The 18,122-nt window shown below is 43.7% G+C and carries 12 protein-coding genes; 7 read left to right on the forward strand and 5 right to left on the reverse strand.

Features of this window, described 5'->3' with window-relative positions; genetic code table 11:
- Window positions 1–4 precede the first annotated feature (4 nt).
- Together R2Q66_RS11830 and R2Q66_RS11835 are read right to left on the reverse strand one after the other, a co-directional pair.
- Window positions 5–6,700, reverse strand: coding sequence for a polyketide synthase (locus R2Q66_RS11830; RefSeq protein WP_316749143.1), 6,696 nt, complete (start codon window positions 6,698–6,700; stop codon window positions 5–7).
- Between the two features lie 390 nt (window positions 6,701–7,090).
- The gene (locus R2Q66_RS11835; protein ID WP_265839780.1) at window positions 7,091–7,276 is read right to left on the reverse strand and encodes a hypothetical protein; all 186 of its coding nucleotides are present in this window, start codon (window positions 7,274–7,276) and stop codon (window positions 7,091–7,093) included.
- Window positions 7,277–7,688: 412 nt separating this feature from the next.
- On the opposite strand from R2Q66_RS11835, the gene R2Q66_RS11840 reads away from it, so the two are divergent.
- Window positions 7,689–7,913 (forward strand): CDGSH iron-sulfur domain-containing protein, encoded by a 225-nt coding sequence (locus R2Q66_RS11840; RefSeq protein WP_316749147.1) that lies wholly within the window; start codon window positions 7,689–7,691, stop codon window positions 7,911–7,913.
- 494 nt (window positions 7,914–8,407) lie between these two features.
- Here R2Q66_RS11840 and R2Q66_RS11845 read toward each other — a convergent pair whose 3' ends face one another.
- The 3 genes from R2Q66_RS11845 to R2Q66_RS11855 all read right to left on the reverse strand — a co-directional run bounded on the left by R2Q66_RS11845 (window position 8,408) and on the right by R2Q66_RS11855 (window position 11,904).
- A complete protein-coding gene (locus tag R2Q66_RS11845) occupies window positions 8,408–8,980 on the reverse strand; it encodes a hypothetical protein (RefSeq protein WP_316749149.1) in 573 nt (190 codons plus the stop codon).
- Window positions 8,981–9,415: 435 nt separating this feature from the next.
- Window positions 9,416–9,667, reverse strand: a complete 252-nt coding sequence (locus R2Q66_RS11850) for a hypothetical protein (RefSeq protein WP_316749151.1) — start codon at window positions 9,665–9,667, stop codon at window positions 9,416–9,418.
- A gap of 68 nt (window positions 9,668–9,735) precedes the next feature.
- Entirely contained in the window at window positions 9,736–11,904 is a 2,169-nt protein-coding gene (locus tag R2Q66_RS11855; protein ID WP_316749153.1) for a S46 family peptidase, read from the reverse strand.
- Window positions 11,905–12,035: 131 nt separating this feature from the next.
- Here R2Q66_RS11855 and R2Q66_RS11860 point away from each other — a divergent pair, with 131 nt between their 5' ends.
- The 6 genes from R2Q66_RS11860 (at window position 12,036) to topB (ending at window position 18,122) form a co-directional block, all read left to right on the forward strand.
- Complete coding sequence (locus R2Q66_RS11860) at window positions 12,036–12,512, forward strand: GAF domain-containing protein (protein WP_316749372.1); 477 nt, start codon at window positions 12,036–12,038, stop codon at window positions 12,510–12,512.
- A complete protein-coding gene (locus R2Q66_RS11865; RefSeq protein WP_316749156.1) occupies window positions 12,505–13,110 on the forward strand; it encodes a DNA-3-methyladenine glycosylase in 606 nt (201 codons plus the stop codon). The genes R2Q66_RS11860 and R2Q66_RS11865 overlap by 8 nt, the downstream gene beginning before the upstream one ends.
- 82 nt (window positions 13,111–13,192) lie before the next feature.
- Window positions 13,193–14,482, forward strand: a complete 1,290-nt coding sequence (kynU, locus tag R2Q66_RS11870) for a kynureninase (RefSeq protein WP_316749158.1) — start codon at window positions 13,193–13,195, stop codon at window positions 14,480–14,482.
- Complete coding sequence (locus tag R2Q66_RS11875; protein WP_316749160.1) at window positions 14,479–15,339, forward strand: bestrophin family protein; 861 nt, start codon at window positions 14,479–14,481, stop codon at window positions 15,337–15,339. Before kynU ends, R2Q66_RS11875 begins: the two co-directional genes overlap by 4 nt.
- Complete coding sequence (locus R2Q66_RS11880; RefSeq protein ID WP_316749162.1) at window positions 15,340–16,239, forward strand: histone deacetylase; 900 nt, start codon at window positions 15,340–15,342, stop codon at window positions 16,237–16,239. It begins immediately after the preceding gene.
- Between the two features lie 2 nt (window positions 16,240–16,241).
- On the forward strand, window positions 16,242–18,122 hold the full coding sequence (topB, locus tag R2Q66_RS11885) for a DNA topoisomerase III (protein ID WP_316749164.1): 1,881 nt from the start codon (window positions 16,242–16,244) through the stop codon (window positions 18,120–18,122).

The raw sequence follows: 18,122 nt of genomic DNA on the forward strand, positions 1-18,122 counted from the left end.
TTGTTTAATTTACCTGAAGGTATTTACCTGGATTCTGGTCATCTTCAATAAACCAGGCCGGATTGCCATCCCTGTCTTTCCCCAACCTGGCATTCGGTAGCGGGGGACTATTAAATATATCCATTTTTGCGGAGATTTTCTCTTCCACAGTCTGGATATATACTGGTATAAAACCTGCAGCTTTTAACTCCTTTAAACAGGCTTCAAAAGTGGTAATGATCTTGTCAATGTCTTCCTGACTATGTGCGGTGGTGAGGAAGCAAGAGAAGCCTTCCAGAATATGGATGCCTTTTAAGCGCATCAGTGTAAAGAACAATTCGGTATAGGCATAGTCCTCTAGAAACTTAACCCGCCATAAAGAACCAAACTGTGCGATAAACATCGGCACCTCCAGTTTTTTCAGGATCGCATTTAAAGTATCTGCAATGTATTTTGTTTTTTCATTTAAGCCCGATTGTAATCCCGGTCCCTGTTCCTTCATATAAGTTAAAGAAGCTTTGGCAGTAGCCAATGCCAGGGGATGGCGTACAAAGGTTCCTGCAAAGTAGGTAACCCCTATTTCAGGAACGGAATCATCGCCATATTGCCAGAAACCACCGTCCAGCGCATCCATAAACTTCCTTTTACCAGCAATAATGCCAATAGAAATCCCTGCACCCGCAACCTTTCCATAAGTACCAAGATCGGCTTTGATGCCAAACATACCCTGGGTGCCACGCGGATGAAAACGGAAACCCGAGATCACCTCATCAAAAATTAAAGCCGTTCCGGACTGCTCTGTAATTACTCTTAATTCTTTCAAAAAGGCAACCGGCTGGAATTCTGGCCTGCGACTCTGAACAGGTTCTACCAAAACTGCGGCAATTTCATCCGCACGTTCTTTGATAATCCTTAAAGATTCATCCGTTCCATAATCCAGAATCAACATATTTTGTACGGCTTCCGGCATAATACCCGGTGCCGCAGGGAAGGATTTCAATTTCTTACTACCCCTCACAATCACTTCATCTACAATACCATGGTAAGAACCGGTAAAGGCAACAATTAAAGAACGACCTGTTACGGTACGGGCAATGCGCATCGCACCTAAAACAGCTTCCGAACCAGTATTACACAATGCAGAACGGTCGAAATCAGTAAATTCACAAATCAATTTACTCACTTCTCCGGCAAGCTCATGCTGCGGACCAATCTCATAACCTTTCTCAATCTGCTCCAATAAAGCGTTTTTGATTACGTCAGGCTGATAACCTAACATATTGGAACCAAAACCATTTAAGGCATCGATGTATTCATTTCCGTCCAGATCCCAGAACTTACTGCCCTTAGATTTATTGATCACAATGGAATAAACCAATTCTTTAGTTGCCGGTTTAAACCCGGAAACCACCCTTGGATCGGCCATGTGCGACCGGTTTTCCTGGGTATAAGTCTTGCTGGATTTCGTTTTTTCAGTGTACCTCAGCGTCAGGTCATCCAGATATTGCTGCTGGTCCTGAGTTAAAGCCGCAGATTGTTTCTCTATTTTCGGACTGGCGCCAAAAGGTTTTTTTATCTCTGCCAATTCCTCCGGACTTAAATCCGGACTTGTTGCATTTGATAAAGCATGAGGAGTCCCATTCGAGGGAGCAACAGCTGGAGGAACCGGAGGGCTAACCACAACCTGTTGCACCGCAACAGGCGCTGTTCCCTGCAATAAAGCAACCTGTCTGGCCAACAATTGTATTTGCTGACTAATCAGTTCAATCGCAGCACCAGAATTCTGTGTGTTATAGCCAGAACCCGGTGGGTAATTTCCGTTTACCGCAATGCCCGGATTAGCCGCTGCAACTGGCGTACTTGCCGTTTCCGGAGGCAACTGCTGGTCAAGGTAAGTAGCCAACTGGTCCAGATTGCTGAACTCCTCGTTTAATTGTCGGAAGGTAACCGGTACCTTAAAGCTTTTCTTCAGGGCAATAGCAATCTGCGTTAACAACAGGGAATCTAGTCCCATTTCTATAAAACTGATTTCCGCAGAAGCGTCCTGCATATCTATTCCTGACGTATTCTCCAGAATGTCTTTGATCTGACTGATTAACGATTGTTTTCTCATTACTGGTGTAGTTTGTTGGTTTGTAGTAAGGTTTTCTGGCGTAAAAACAGAAGAATTAAAAGCATCTGTTGAGTTGGAGGTATCAAAAACTGCTGTTGAAAATGGAGTGTTGAAACCAGGCGTTAAAACCGGTGCTGCCTCAACCCAGTATTTGGCCTTATTAAAGGCATAAGTAGGCAGGTTTCTCAGCTTGATGCGCTTTTCTTCTTTATAAAATGCGGTCCAATCGGGCTGATAACCGTTTAGCCACAGAGTCCCGTAAGCCCTTAACAGGCTATGGTAAGCTGATTCATGGTCTTTCGGCATTTCCATGGAACTCAAAATCAAGTTGTTTTTTCCTTCCGGTTGCTGACGTAAAAACGTAGCAGTTGCATTACCGGGGCCCATTTCAATAAATGCTTTCCCCTGATTTTCGGCAAGTAACAAAGCTGCGGCATCGTCAAATAAAACGGTAGCACGCAGGTGGGTGGCCCAGTAAGTAGGGTCTGTAGCCTCTGCATCGGTCATCTTTCTACCCTTTACGGTAGAATAAACCGGCAATTGAGGGGCGTTAAGTTTCAGCTTTAACAGTTCTTTTGTAAAAGGTTCCAGCACAGGGTCCATCATATAAGAATGGAAAGCATGACTGGTATGTAATAGCCTGTTGGCAATTTCTTTTTCATTTAATACGGCACTGAATGCAGCGATAGCTTCATCTGTTCCTGCCAATACACAGAGGTCAGGGGAGTTGATGGCCGCAATAACAACGTCTTCCGGAAGTAATGGTCTTAACAAATCCGCTTTTTCCCGAACCGAAAGCATACTGCCTCCCGGAAGTTCCGACATTAATTGTCCGCGCGTAGCGATGATATTTAACGCATCCGGTAAGTTGAGGATGCCGGCAAAATGTGCCGCTACAAATTCTCCGATACTGTGGCCGATGAATGCGCAAGGATATACGCCCCAGCTCATCCATAATTTACCAAGGGCATAGCCCATCATAAACAAGGCTGGCTGACTGTATTTCGTATTTTTCAACCGATCTTCTGCCGCTTTATTCAATTCTGCAGGGTAAATTACATCCAGCAGGTCTTCTTGTAGTTTAGGCCTTAAAAGCGCATTACATTCGTCCATCGCTGCACGGAAAACCGGCTCATGGTCATATAACGCTTTCCCCATACCCGGGAATTGTGCGCCCTGTCCCGGGAAGGTGAATACGGTTTCCCGGATCAGACCAGGGTTTTTCTTAGTTTGTGCCGGTGCTAAACTGGCTCCTTTTTCTAATTCTATGTGAAGCGATTCCAGATCTGAGGCCAATACAAACCTGCGGAAAGGGAAAGATTTTCTATATTGATTTAAAGTATAAGCGAGGTCGGGAAGTGATACAATATCTCTCCCAGGGAAGTTGACTAGTTTTTCGCCATACCCATTCAAACTCTGTTCGCTTTTTGCAGACCAGGTAATCAGTTGTAATGGACGGGAAGCTTTTTCGTTTGTCTCAGGAACAGCAATCTGCACTGGAGTAGGACTAGATTCCAGAATCAAATGCACATTGGTGCCTCCAACGCCGAAAGAACTGACTCCTGCAAAGCGATGATCGTCCTTCCAATCCTTTAAACGCGTATTTACGATAAAAGGACTGTCTTCAAAGTCGATATTCGGATTTGCTTTCTCATAATTGATACTGGCTGGAATCTGTTGATGGTACATCGCCAGACTGGCTTTAATCAGCCCGGTTACCCCGGCAGCACAAGTGAGGTGGCCAAAATTGCTTTTTACCGAGCCAATCGCACAATATTGTTTCTTTTCCTGTTTGCCAAAAGCAAGGTTTAAACCTTCAATTTCTATCGGATCACCTAATGGTGTAGCCGTACCATGTGTTTCAATGTAACTGATCTGCGCAGGATCTACACCGGCATCATCAATGGCCATGCGGATTGCAGCAGCCTGTCCCTCCGCACTTGGTGCCGTGAAACTGCCTTTGCCACCACCGTCGTTGCTGATTCCAACACCTTTGATGATTGCATAAATCTGATCGCCATCTCGTAAAGCTGCGGCTTTATTTTTCAACAACACCACACCGGCACCGTCACTAAATACGGTGCCTTCTGCGCCTGCATCAAAGGGCCTGCAATGACCGTCATTGCTCAACATAGCGCCTTCTTCATAAAGGTGACCCACATTAACCGGGGCGTTTATCGTTGCCCCACCTGCCAATGCCATCTCGCATTGTCCGGCTCTGATACTCTGTACAGCCTGTGCAACGGCCAGTAGCGACGTAGAACAGGCAGACTGCACATTTACCGCCGGACCTTTTAAATCGAGCGTATAAGCCGTCCTTGTGGCCACATAGTCTTTGTCATTGACCGTCACCACCTGAAACCGGCCTACATTATCGATCAGCTCCTGATTTGGCAATACATTATTGGCATAATAGGTATTCACACGGACACCCGCAAAAACGCCGGTAGTATGTTCCTGATTGCCTGCAGTATAACCCGTTTTTTCTAGTGCCTGCCAGGCAATTTCTAAAAATATCCTTTGCTGAGGGTCCATCAGCTCTGCCAGCTTCGGCGTGATGCCAAAGAAACCGGCATCAAAACCTTGTACCTCTTCAATAATTCCCCTTGCTTTCACGTAATCCGGATGGTTCCTGATTTCCGCAGGTACACTTGGGTCGATTTCTTCCTCTTTAAAAAAACGGATACTTTCTTTTCCGGCTTTAAGGAGTTCCCAAAGATCAGTTACAGAATCAGCGCCGGGAAAACGACCACTCATCCCGATAACGGCCACATCCTGATCTTCACTTTGTGATTTAACGTTGTTTTTATAGGTTTTAACCTGATCCTTGCCATCTAAAAAGGCAGCAAGGTCTTTAATTCTTGGAAATTGATATACCCGTGTGACCAGCAAATGCAGCCCATATCTGGTTTTTAACAGGGCAACAGACTTTTGCGCCAGCAGGGAATTCCCTCCAAGCTCAAAGAAATTGTCTTCAATGCCCACTCTGTTGAGGCCAAGAATCTCCTTCCAGATAGCAGAAATATTGTTTTCTGTTTCGTAATTGGGTGCCTGATAGCTGCTGGTTAATAACGCAGTAACATCCGGATCTGGTAAAGCGTTTTTATCCACCTTTCCATTCGGACTAAAAGGTAAAGCTTCCATCGGTACTATCAGCTGCGGCACCATATAAACCGGTAGCTTGCTTTCCAGATAGCTGATCAGGGTTTTCTTATCGTAATCTTCCTGAACCACCACATAAGCGATTAGTCTTTTATCACCAAGCTGATTTTCTCTGGCTAAAATCACCCCTTGTTTCACCCCTGGTGCAGTTTGAAGGATACTCTCAATTTCGCCAAGCTCGATCCGGTAACCACGGATTTTTACCTGATCATCAATCCGACCCAGGTATTCAATTTCCCCGTCTTCCCGTTTTTTGCCAAGATCACCGGTCAGGTATAAACGAGAATGCGGATCCTCAGAAAAGAAATCTTTTACGAAGCGTTCTGCCGTTAGGTCCGGTCGGTTTAAATAACCACGCGCCAAACCAGCGCCACCAATATAGATTTCGCCGGGTTCATTTACACCCGCTTCCTTTAATTCCGGATTAAGGATGTAAACTTTTGCCTTGGTAAACGGCTTGCCAATGGGAATGGTATGGTCGTAAACAGTCTTTTCATTCACCAGGTGGAGCAGTTTTCCTATCGTGGTCTCCGTAGGGCCGTAATGATTTACAATCTTGCAGGTATTTCCCGCAGGGCGATTAATTTCTTTCACCATGCTGGCACTCAAAGCTTCTCCGCCAAATATCAACAGCTGTTGAGGCATTAAATCCTGACCATCTAAAGCCAGAGATTTCCAGTGGGAGGGCACAATTTTGAGGCAGTCGATGGCATGATCCCTGAAATAAGGGTGTATATATTCGGGGGTATTAAAGTTTTCTTTACTAAACAGGTGTAAAGTTCCGCCAAAACAAAGCGAGCTAAATATAGCGGTATTGCCAAGGTCGGTAGCCATGGTAGCACCTACAGCATAGTTTTTACAGGAGGCGAGGGGTAAATGAGCTGCTAAACCTAATACATAATCGGTTAAAGCATGGTGTTCAATAACCACACCTTTTGGCAAGCCTGTAGAACCGGAGGTGTAAATAACATAGGCTGCCTGATCGGGTTCAATGGGCTCTAAAACCGGTGTATCTGGTGATTCAGCCACGATTGTCCAGTCCTCATCAGCCAGGATGACTTGTAAACCTGAGGCTGCAGCAAGAAAGGGCAGGGATTTTAAATCGGTGATCACCAGGGAGGCAGCACTGTCCTGAACCATATATTTCATTCGGGCCAGCGGAAAATCTTCATCTATAGGTACATAAGCTGCCCCGGATTTGAGTACTCCTAAGATACTGACCAACATACTTTCCGGGTTGTTCAGGCAAATGGGAACTAAGGTCTCCTTTTGAATTCCCTTACGGTTCAGGTAGTGGGCCAGGCGGTTAGAAATTTTGTCTAGCTCCTGGTAACTAAGGGTATGGCCTTCAAATGATACAGCGGCTTGATGGGGCACAGCTTTGACTTGTTCGGCAAACAAATCCAGAATGGTATTTTTATCCGAAAATTTGGAGAGGTTATTCATAGCGACTAACGTTTATTCTCTTTTATATATTATTGTTCAGCAAAAAACAGGCTTGTTTTAAAAAAATAGGCAATTCTACGCTGAAATAGAATATTTCAAGTAGTCAAAAATAGTAAAATAGCCGGTTTATTTCTATAAAATTAAACATAGCAGGGGTAAATGTCCGGGCTAACTATAAGTGTCTGAGGAAATAGTCCTGCCTGGTGGGGCTGAGTAATGGTATCTTAGGGAGAAAATGACCGCGAGGGTAGTGTTGGAAATTCTTCTAAAATAAAGAAAAAAAATCTCAGTCTGGAAAGAGGTGGAATGCGGTTAAATGACCGTTATTGTGGTATTGTGTACCCAAAAGTGTACAAAAAAAGCCGCTTTGATAGCAGCTCTCTTATTTTATTATTTCTTTTCTGGTCCTTTTTCTGGGGCCTTTTCCGGTGGAGTAGATACAATCTCCCCGAATTCATTCACATAAGCCATCATGCTTTCAAGATCACCACCAGAAGAATTTTGTTGACGCTCTTGCTTGCGATGTTCTTTATCTTCTTTTTTCTTCTGCCTGTTTTTTTCTAGTTGCTTCTTCATGAAGGTAGCCTGAGATTTAGCCATAAATTCAATGTATTAGTTAAAAATTAACCTTCTCCTCTGGTTTTACCTTATTCTGTGTGCCTGATTATTTGATCCCTTTACGAATCAATAACGGCTAGAATGTAATTTAATTCTCGGGAGGCAACGGATCAGCAACCTGGAGAAATTGAAACCTAATCAAAAGATTGATTAGTGGGTAAGTAGAAGGAGAATAGTTGTAATGATATCCCGTTTCATGCAAATATAAACATTTTTAAGTTCATAATCAATTTTGAAGATTGTTAAATCATGGTTATTGAATAAAGTTGATGTTTAAACGTCTTTTGCTGCTTAATGTGAATGAATCTAAATTGCAATCAGCCGCCGCGTTTGAACTTGCATTTTCTATTTTTGTCAAAAATATTTAAAGATGTCAAAAACGAAATTAACCATAAATAACAACGGATCTGTGAAGATCGAAGGAGACTTTGAAATTGTAGATATGCAGGGAAATGAATACGGATTGCAAGGTAGAACTACCTTATCAATCTGTCGTTGTGGATTATCTGCCAACAAACCTTTCTGTGATGGTGCACACCGTGGTCATTTTGAGCATGATGCTGTTGCTTTCGAACTGCCTCCAAGAAAAGTATAAGTAAAGATGTTTCCGGGAAATATAGCCGGTGATTAAAAAGGTGCTCAATTTGTTTTGAGCACCTTTTTTTGTTCATGTTTTTTTGCTGCTTGTCATTGCTGGTTTTACTGAGGTCTTCGTTTTGAGTTTGATTTGAATCGGTTTGAGCTCGGTATGAGTTGGAGATCCCTTCGGGATACTTCCAGATTCTCTTCCTGTCTCCTACATATTTAACAGGTCCTTGCACCATCGTTGAAAGGTCCATTAGACCTATCAAGGACCTATCAACCATCTATCAAGGATGTATCAAGGATTAAGAAAAACCGAACGCAATGTGGACACAACCCGAGCACATCCCGAGCTAACCGGAGGGTAATCCTGGATTAACGATACAGGTTCTGTTTTCTCTGCTATTGTGCTGAAAACAGAACCTGTTCCTGAAATTGTTGTTTTGTATAAGAATTGAAACAGAAGTGTTTCAAAGGAAAGCAGTGTTTCAAAAGAAAGTGGCCTGCTTATTTAGTCAGCGTAAGCGTATAACTTGCACTGATTTTTGCCTTAATCGTATCTGTGGTTGGTTTTCGGGGTCTGATCAATACGCTGTATTTTAAGTCCCCCTTGTCCAGGTAGGTTTTTAAAACTTCTTCAGTCATCACGGGTGTTAGCGCCAGATCTCTGGAAACCTGATCCAGGGAGCCTGTATTGATGTAGCTTGCTAAACTGTCTCTTTGTGCCCCGTTATTTAAGTTCACCATCAGTGAGGAGATACTGCTAAAATTGTTTTTTGTATCCACACTGTCTCTTACTTTGGGAACATAGGTGATGCTGAAATTGGAAACCTTAACATGTTTAAGGTCTGCCAGACTAAATTCTCCCTTGGTAGCACTGTCAATCTTATGACGGATATCTACCGTAGTAGGTAGGTTGTCGATGAGGATAGATGGAGTACTTAAGGACATCGGTGGGATGGAAAATAACAAGGAGTCCTGCTTAATAATGACGTCGCGCTGGATGCTTTCCGAAATTTTATTGCAGGCAGAAAGTGCCAGTATAAAAGTAGCAGCTATTAAAAGTAAGTTCGCTTTCATGATTACAAAAGTACATATTAACTGGCGGAATTGTAAAACAGATTTCAGAAGGAATCCAGGAGCTGACCCGGGGAGTTCGCGGGCCGGGGAGCAGCGTAGTTTCATTGGGGGTTTTGCTTTCCGGGCAGGAATAAAATAGGGGGGAAGTTGTCTTTTTGTGAAGGGATTTGCGTAACTTAGGGGAACCAGTTTCGGTTCTGCTTTTCGGCATAAAAACTCAAAACCTCCCTAATATTTGGTGAATATATCTACCCATATAAAGTTTTGTGTGGTATGATAACTACTTGTTTTTCAGTATAATTAACTGTCATTAGTTAATTTATTGCTGAATATTAGCTAGGTTTTGAGTTTGTTTTTAACTGTATTTTGCAGAATTAAATTCTGTTTATGTATTAATCTTCCTGTATTACAGGTATTTACGTATGTTTTTGTCTACTAATATTGCTGACGTTGGTAAGCAGCTGAAAAATCAGTCCTCATCTCTTTGAACCTGGCTACAACGGTAGTGATAAAGGCCTCGTCAAGCATCTGGAAAATCTCGTTTGCTCCACCACCGGTAAGGTCTAACTCAGATAATTTGTAGCTCTGCTCCAGGCTGCCTTGCTCAAATTTAACGATGTATTTCTGGTTCATATTGAACAAGGTGATTTTGCATTCCGGGTGTGGTAGTTCTGCGATTACTCTCATGTGATGTGGTTATAAAGAGGGCCGTCTTAAAGTTGATTGAAGACGGCCCGATGGTATAAAAAATTGAATTATAGCTTAACGCCCATTTCCTTGATCAGGTAGTCGACTTTGTCGATTTTTGAAGCTACCCACAATACGTAACGGATGTCTACACCAATTGATCTGCTGTAGCTTTCGTTCCAGGCATAATCATTAATTGTAGCACCATAAGCGCGGTCAAAGTTAACACCGATCAGTTCGCCATAAGCGTTCATAATTGGTGAACCTGAGTTCCCTCCTGTGGTGTCCATATTGTATAATAAGGCTACAGGAACGTCATTAAGGTCTTTTTTAGCATACGGACCGAAGTCTTTAGCATCCCATAGCGCTTTGATCTGTGCAGGATAACCGAAATCTGGATTACCAGAGGTTCCTTTCTCTAAAATACCTTTAACAGTAGTGTAAGGTCTCATGTAAGAAGCATCAGCTGCCCAGTATCCTCTAACGTATCCGTAAGTCAATCGTAAGGTGCTGTTGGCATCAGGAATGAAGTCTTTTTTCATAAACTTCTCTTTTACATTCACATAATCTCCCATTAACTTGTTTAAAAGGCCATCTCTACGGTCTTTTTCAGGTTTGATTTCGGCAATTTGTTTGGCGATGTCCTTTTCGAATAACAATAATCCGTCATTGTAATCAGCAATTGATTTTGGTGATTTTAACAAAGTATTCATAACGTAGGATTCGTCTTTTAGCTTGCTCAGGCCAATTGTATTGTCGATATATTGGTCAATCACCGTATTGCTGTTCGTTCCTTTGCTGGTGATTTTATTCACGGCAGTTACTTTTTGCATTGGATTGAAGGCGGCGGCATCTGTAAGCATTCTTTTGAAAAGCTTTTTGTCTACATCCAGGTCGTAAGCCTCGTAATTTGCAGCCAGGGCTTGTTTCAGTCTGTCGATGTTTTGATCAAAGAAAGCTTGTTTTTGTGCCACTGGTTGTGCATCAAGGGCGGATTTGAAGGTGTTGATGTTTCTGGAAACACCTAATAAACTGGTCGAGTTGTAGATTTGAGAGAACCATAGGTCTCTTTGTGCATCGCCATTGATTAGTTTGTATAGATTGTCAATATCAGCCATTAAAGAGCCGTATTTTGCTTTTACATCTACATTGTTGTTGATGAATTCAGCAAGGGCAGCATCTTCCTGTTTTTTCTGTGCAATCAGGTCAATACCTTTAAGCCCCTGAAGTTTACCTCGGTAGTTCTTCAATACATTGGCATTTCTCTTGATTCTGGTGGCTAGTTTAATCTCGGTAGTTTTGTTTTTCTTGCCTGCGTTTTCCATGGTTGTGTTCTGGAAATCATATAATTCAGAGGTGTATGGCAATAAAAACTGTTGTTGGTACTGGATAAATTCAGCTGGACGGTGACGGAAAGTCTTGCCCGGGTAACCCAGAATAAACACGAAATCTTCCTCGTTAGTGCCTTTTGGATCTACTTTAAGGAATTTCTTCGGGGTGTAAGGAACGTTGTCTTTCGAGTACTTCGCAGGAGAACCATCTTTAGCTACATACGCGCGCATAAAAGAGAAATCTCCCGTATGACGTGGCCATACCCAGTTGTCTGTTTCGCCTCCAAATTCGCCAATCTGACGGTTCGGAACATAGACAAGTCTCACATCCTGGATGGTCTTGTAACGGAACAATACATAAGTCTTTCCGATAAACATTTCCGACACTTCCGCTTTGATAGAAGGGTCTTTTTTCTCCGCTTCTAATGCGATATTTTTCATCGTATTGTTGATGATCTGTAGCCTTGAAGCAGGGTCTTCTACCTGTGCTACTGCGCCTAGTACTTTGTCTGAAACATCTTCATAACTATCAGTAATACGACAGGTTAGTCCTTTTGCCTCAATTTCTTCTTCATGTGATTTGGCTACAAAACCATTGGTTAGGTAGTCGTGTTCTGGTGTGCTTGCCAGTTGTACGGCGCTAAAGGCACAGTGGTGGTTGGTGATGATCAGCCCCTCACCGGAAACAAAGGATCCGGTGCATCCGCCAACGTTCACTAAGGCGTCTACCAGACTTGTGCCGTTGGGGTTATAAATTTCATTTGGATTTATCTTTAAGCCTGCTTTCTTTAGGTCGAGTTTGCTAATCTCGCTTAAAGGAAACATCCCTTCGTCCCATAGCTTGTAGCTGGAGAAGATCCCGCCAAAAGCGATCAGGGAAGTGATTAATAAGATTTTCTTATTCATTTTCTTGGTGTATGTGATTATAAAACCACAAACTTAGATAAAATTTCGCAATTGAATCTGATTGCTTTTACCTGCAGATGGCAACAAAAGTATCGGGCTTTTGTATCTTTGGGTATTCAACAAAACTGGATATGGCAGAAGATTTAAAGATATTAACAGATATAAGTAAGGAGGCGCAGTACCGTTCCCTGATCCCTCAGATTGAAGCGTTGATTAGCGGGGAGACTGATCAGGTGGCTAATTTAGCCAATATCGCTGCGGCTTTAAAAGAGCAGTTCAATTGGTTCTGGGTAGGTTTTTACCTGGTTAAGGAAGATCAGTTGGTGTTAGGTCCTTTTCAGGGGCCGGTTGCCTGTACCAGAATTAACAAAGGAAAAGGGGTATGTGGGGCTTCCTGGTTGCAAAAAGAAACTTTAATTGTACCGGATGTAGATGCCTTTCCAGGGCATATTGCTTGTGCAACAGCATCCCGTTCGGAGATTGTTCTGCCGCTTTTTAAAGGGGATGAAGTAGTCGGTGTGCTGGATGTGGATAGTGAACACCTCGCTCATTTTGATGAAATTGATGCGAAGTACTTAAAGGAAATCATTAACTTGTTGCATGGCTAAACTACCTTTCTCTTTTTACCAGCAAGACGATGTGAATGCCCTGGCGATAGCGCTATTGGGCAAGCAGCTGTTTACTTATGTAGATGGGGAGTTGACTGCCGGAATTATTGTAGAAACGGAAGCTTACAAAGGTGTAGAGGATAAGGCCTCTCATGCGTATGGAGGCCGGTTTACGGATCGGACCAAGGTGATGTATGAGCCGGGTGGCTTGTCGTACGTGTACCTGTGTTATGGAATTCATCACCTGTTTAATGTGGTTACGGGGGCAAAAGGCACGCCTCATGCGGTGCTGATCCGGGGATTGGAGCCGGTTCTCGGTATCGATGTCATGTTGGCGCGAAGGGGCCTTGAAGTGTTGAAGCCAAACCTGACTGCCGGCCCTGGTGCCTTGGCAAAAGCCATGGGAATAGACCGCCGGTTGAATGCAAAAGACCTTAACGGTACGGAAATCTGGTTAGAAGATGCGCCGGAAGAATGGCTGCCCGGAACAGTAGTGGCAAGTCACAGGGTGGGTGTTGGTTATGCAGATGACCATGCGTTTTTGCCCTGGAGATACTATCTTAAAGGGAGTAAATATGTGAGTAAACCCCGAAGTTGAGTTGGCAAATTGGGGATAGGTTGTGGATAACAAAAAGGCAGGTAAGGTGATTTATTTGCCTTTTTTATTGATATTTGAGACAATGAATTTTGACTATACTTTAGCGTTTGCAAAAGAGCTGGATCTTGCTGATCCACTGGCTGATATCAGGAAGGATTTTCTATTTCCACAGCAAAACGGGAAGCCGTTTATATATCTATGTGGTAATTCTTTAGGCCTGCAACCTAAAGCTGCACGTGAAGTCCTGGAACAGCAAATGGCCAACTGGGAAAACCTCGCGGTAGAAGGTTGGTTTGAAGGAGAAGATCCCTGGATGTTCTACCATAAAGAATTGAAAACCCTGATGGCGCCCATCGTTGGAGCAAGCCCTTCAGAGGTTTGCCCGATGAATACCCTGACGGTAAATCTGCACCTGCTCATGGTGAGTTTCTACAAACCTCAGGCAGGAAAATTCAAGATTATCATGGAGGCCGGTGCCTTTCCTTCCGATCAGTATGCGATAGAAAGTCAGGTACGTTTTCATGGTTACGATCCTACAGAGGCGATTATTGAAGTGAGTCCGAGGGCAGGGGAATATACCTTGCGTACCGAAGATATTGTGGCGCAGATCGCAGAACATGGTGCAGAAATTGCCCTGGTGCTGTTTGGCGGGGTTAACTACTTTACGGGCCAATGGTTCGATATGGAAGGAATCACTAAAGCAGGTCATGCGGTAGGTGCAATGGTTGGTTTTGATCTGGCCCATGCGGCAGGAAATGTGCCTTTGCAGCTGCACGACTGGGATATCGACTTCGCCTGCTGGTGTTCTTATAAATACCAGAACTCCGGTCCGGGTGGAATCAGTGGTATTTTTGTCCACGATAAACATTTTGCCAACAAGAGCCTGAATCGCTTTGCGGGCTGGTGGGGCTATCAGGAGGAACAACGTTTTAAAATGGAAAAAGGCTTTGTACCCGAGGCAGGTGCCGATGGATGGCAGGTGAGCTGTACCCAGGTGATGCCTATGGCTTTATACCACGCTTCACTGAAAATCTTTCAGAAAGCAGGGTTTATGGATGCTTTGAGATCGAAGAGTGAAACTTTAACTTCTTATCTTATTTTTGCTGTAAATCAGGTGAATATAGAGTTGGGTTTTGAGCAGTTTAAGGTGATTACCCCAACTGAAGTGGCCGGCCGTGGTGCACAGGTTTCGATCATTGCAAAAGACAATGGGAAGGAAATATTCCAGCAAATGGTAGCAAATAACGTCTTGGGCGACTGGCGGGAACCGAATGTAATTCGTCTTAGTCCGGTGCCTTTGTACAATTCCTTTGAAGATGTTTTTAAGACTGCCGAGCTGATGCTCAAAATTACTAAAGAGATACTAATATGATCAATTATAACCCTAAAGATTGGGTAACCTTTATATTCCATATAGACCAGGCTGATGTTTTTAGAAAGCTATGGGCCTTAATGGTCAGTGTGGCCATCTTTTCTGCGGGTATCGCCTTTTTAGAACTGAACTATCTGAAACTTTCGGAAACGCAGTATGTGAAAAATATTGGCATGATGCACAGTTTACTGGGCTTCGTGATTTCCATGTTACTGGTGTTTAGAACAAATACTTCCTACGACAGGTGGTGGGAAGGTCGTAGGTTATTGGGTGGATTAACCAACGTAAGTCGCAACTTTGCGATAAAAATCAAGTCTTTAAGGTTGAACAAAGAGGACGAGGAATTCTTCGAATATGCCATCCCTAAATTTGCCTTTGCCCTGAAGGAACATCTTCGTGAAAAGCAGTATTTCGGGAAGAATAGTTTGCTGATTGCAGTGGACGGTGGGAAGCACATTCCGATTCAGATTGCGGCCAGTATTTCGGGCCGTGTTTATGATTTGCAAGCCGCCGGAAAGATCAGTCATGAGCAGCTAATTATACTTAATGCAGATGTTGAGAAGTTTATGGATATCTGTGGTGGCTGTGAGCGGATTAGAAGAACGCCAATCCCGTATTCTTACAGTGCTTTTATCAAGAAATTCATCTTCGTTTATGTGCTTACTTTGCCGATCGGATGGGTGTTCAGTTTAGGTTATTACGTGGTGCCGATTGTGCCATTTATCCTATATGTGCTGGCCGGTTTAGAGCTGATTGCGGAAGAGATTGAAGATCCTTTCGGAGAGGATGCAAACGACCTTCCGGTAGATGATATCTGCAACAATATTGAGAAGCACGTGGGGGAGATTTTAAACTAAATGGGGAGAATTGCCTGGCATCCTTTGTTTGCCCACCCTTTGCCCGAAGGCCATCGTTTTCCGATGTTGAAATACGAGTTGATTCCTGAACAGCTGCTGCATGAGGGTGTAATTACCCGCAAACAGCTCTTTGAGCCGGGAGTAGCCAGCGAAGAATCGGTGTTACTGGCGCATGATGCCGGTTACTGGGCGCAATTGAGGGATCTGAGCTTGCCGGCAAGGGAGCAAAGGCGAATCGGTTTTCCGCTAAACGCACAATTGCTGGAAAGAGAACTCCGCATCGCACAGGGAACGATAGATGGTGCTATTTTCGCACAGCAGCATGGGGTCGCCTTCAATGTGGCTGGTGGTACGCACCATGCCGGAAGTAATTGGGGCGAAGGCTTTTGTTTGTTGAATGATCAGGCAATTGCCGCAAATTACTTATTAAATAAAGGCTTGTCGCAACGCATCTTAATCATAGATTTGGATGTTCATCAGGGAAATGGAACCGCGGAGATTTTTGAAAAGGAAGAACGCGTATTTACCTTTTCTATGCATGGGGAGAAGAATTTTCCCTTTAGAAAGGAGGTTTCGAGCCTCGATATCCCATTGGAAGATGGTTTAAAGGACGATCAGTTTTTGAAGAAACTGGAAGCTGCGCTTCCGGAATTGCTAAAACATCAGCCTGATTTTGTGTTTTACCTGTCCGGCGTGGATGTGCTGGAAAGTGATAAGCTGGGAAAACTGGCTTTATCAAAAGAAGGCTGTAAGGCCCGCGACAAGATGGTTTTTACGTTTTGTAAAGACCATAACCTGCCTGTACAGGTCAGCATGGGCGGGGGATATTCCCCAAACATCAGGGACATTGTGGAAGCACATTGTCATACTTTTAAAATTGGTTTAGATATTTTTGAATAATTATGAAGATTGTAATTGCAGAAAAACCCTCCGTAGGGCGTGAGTTAGCTAAAGTCTTCGGTGCTACGAGAAAAAAAGATGGTTACATTGAAGGAAAAGGGTATTCTTTTACCTGGGCCTTTGGTCATTTACTTCAATTGGCGCCACCGCAGGAGTATGGTTTTATAGGTTGGAGAAGGCAGCATCTGCCGATGTTACCCAAGAAGTTTAAACTGGCGATCCGTAAAATCAAAACCAAAGATGGTTTGGTGGAAGATCCCGGAGTAAGAAAACAATTGGATACGATCAAGATGTTGTTCGATGAGGCTACAGAGATTATTGTGGCAACGGATGCCGGGCGGGAAGGTGAATTGATTTTCCGCTATATCTACTATTTTCTGAAATGTAAAAAGCCATTTAAAAGGCTCTGGATCTCTTCTCAAACTGATGAAGCGATTAAAGAAGGTTTTAGAAACCTGAAACCGGGGACGGATTACGATACGCTTTTCAATTCTGCACATTGCAGGTCGGAATCCGACTGGCTGGTTGGTATGAACGCAACGCAGGCTTTGAGTATTTCTGCAGGGAACCGCTCGGTATTGTCGCTGGGAAGGGTGCAGACCCCAACTTTGGCTATGATTTGCTCCCGTTTCCTCGAGATCAAAAACTTTGTGCCCCAAACGTATTACCAGTTGGCGATTCAACTGGATAAAGACGGACAGCTATTTAGAGCCATGTCTATCGCCAATTTTAGCAAGAAAGAAGAAGCGCAGGATTTATTTGATAAAATCGAAGACGTAGCCTCGGGCTTCCCGAATGGTGGAAAAATCCTTAGCGTAGAGGCGAAACCAAGAAAAGAACCACCTCCGCTATTGCATGATTTAAGTAGCTTACAGCAAGAAGGAAATAAAAAGAAAGGATTTACTGCGGATCAGACTTTGAGTTTGCTACAAGGCTTGTATGAGAGTAAATTGATCACTTATCCCCGTACCGGGAGTAGGTTTATCGGTGATGACGTATTTGCCGGTGTTCCTGCACTGATTGAAAAACTAAAAGACCATAAAGATTTTGGTAAACAAGCACAGTTTCTAAGTACCGCCAAGCTGAACAAGCGTAGTGTGAATGCGAAAAAAGTAACGGATCACCATGCGATTTTACCGACTGGTGAGTCTGCTTATCAGCTGAGTGGCGACAAACAGGCCATTTATGATATGGTAGTAGGTCGTATGCTGGAGGCTTTCCATCAGGAATGTGTGAAGGAAATCACCAAAATAACGGTTGAGTCAGGTTCTGTATTTATCGCCAATGGTACCGTAATTCGTTCTGCGGGATGGAGATCGGTATTCAATGAATCTGATGAAGAAAAGAAAGATGAAGAAAATCCTGCATTACCTAAAGTGAAAGCAGGAGAATTGTTGCCGGTGGTAAACAAGGCTTTCATGGAGAAACAAACCAAGCCGAAGCCGATGTACAATGAGGCTTCTCTTTTGAAAGCTTTAGAGACTTCGGGTAAGGATATTGAGGATGAAGAGTTGCGTTATGCGATGAAAGACAGTGGTTTGGGGACTCCGGCTACCAGAGCGGCAATTATCGAAACCCTGATCAACAGAGAATATATCATCCGTGAGAAAAGAAATTTAGTGCCTACCCCAAAAGGGCTTGCGGTTTATGATGTGGTGAAAGACCAGAAAATTGCACAGGCAGAATTGACGGGGCAATGGGAAAAACGTCTGGAAGAAATCCGTTCAGGAGCCTCTGTGGCTGATTTCAAAGCGGAGATTACGGAATATACCAAGGAAATTACCAATGAGATGTTGCTGGCAGGAAATGGTCTTGCGGCTAAATTAGCGCCACCAGCGCCGGTAGCTCCGGCAACTGCGGCTCCGGCTGCGGAAGGTCAATAG

Origin of the sequence: Pedobacter gandavensis, from assembly GCF_032677645.1 — a bacterium.
Classification (GTDB): domain Bacteria; phylum Bacteroidota; class Bacteroidia; order Sphingobacteriales; family Sphingobacteriaceae; genus Pedobacter; species Pedobacter gandavensis_A.

Coding starts and splice junctions, on each gene's coding strand:
- R2Q66_RS11830 (WP_316749143.1), bottom strand. CDS start 6,700: ATGAATAACCTCTCCAAATTTTCGGATAAAAATACCATTCTGGATTTG.
- R2Q66_RS11835 (WP_265839780.1), bottom strand. CDS start 7,276: ATGAAGAAGCAACTAGAAAAAAACAGGCAGAAGAAAAAAGAAGATAAA.
- R2Q66_RS11840 (WP_316749147.1), top strand. CDS start 7,689: ATGTCAAAAACGAAATTAACCATAAATAACAACGGATCTGTGAAGATC.
- R2Q66_RS11845 (WP_316749149.1), bottom strand. CDS start 8,980: ATGAAAGCGAACTTACTTTTAATAGCTGCTACTTTTATACTGGCACTT.
- R2Q66_RS11850 (WP_316749151.1), bottom strand. CDS start 9,667: ATGAGAGTAATCGCAGAACTACCACACCCGGAATGCAAAATCACCTTG.
- R2Q66_RS11855 (WP_316749153.1), bottom strand. CDS start 11,904: ATGAATAAGAAAATCTTATTAATCACTTCCCTGATCGCTTTTGGCGGG.
- R2Q66_RS11860 (WP_316749372.1), top strand. CDS start 12,036: ATGGCAGAAGATTTAAAGATATTAACAGATATAAGTAAGGAGGCGCAG.
- R2Q66_RS11865 (WP_316749156.1), top strand. CDS start 12,505: ATGGCTAAACTACCTTTCTCTTTTTACCAGCAAGACGATGTGAATGCC.
- kynU (WP_316749158.1), top strand. CDS start 13,193: ATGAATTTTGACTATACTTTAGCGTTTGCAAAAGAGCTGGATCTTGCT.
- R2Q66_RS11875 (WP_316749160.1), top strand. CDS start 14,479: ATGATCAATTATAACCCTAAAGATTGGGTAACCTTTATATTCCATATA.
- R2Q66_RS11880 (WP_316749162.1), top strand. CDS start 15,340: ATGGGGAGAATTGCCTGGCATCCTTTGTTTGCCCACCCTTTGCCCGAA.
- topB (WP_316749164.1), top strand. CDS start 16,242: ATGAAGATTGTAATTGCAGAAAAACCCTCCGTAGGGCGTGAGTTAGCT.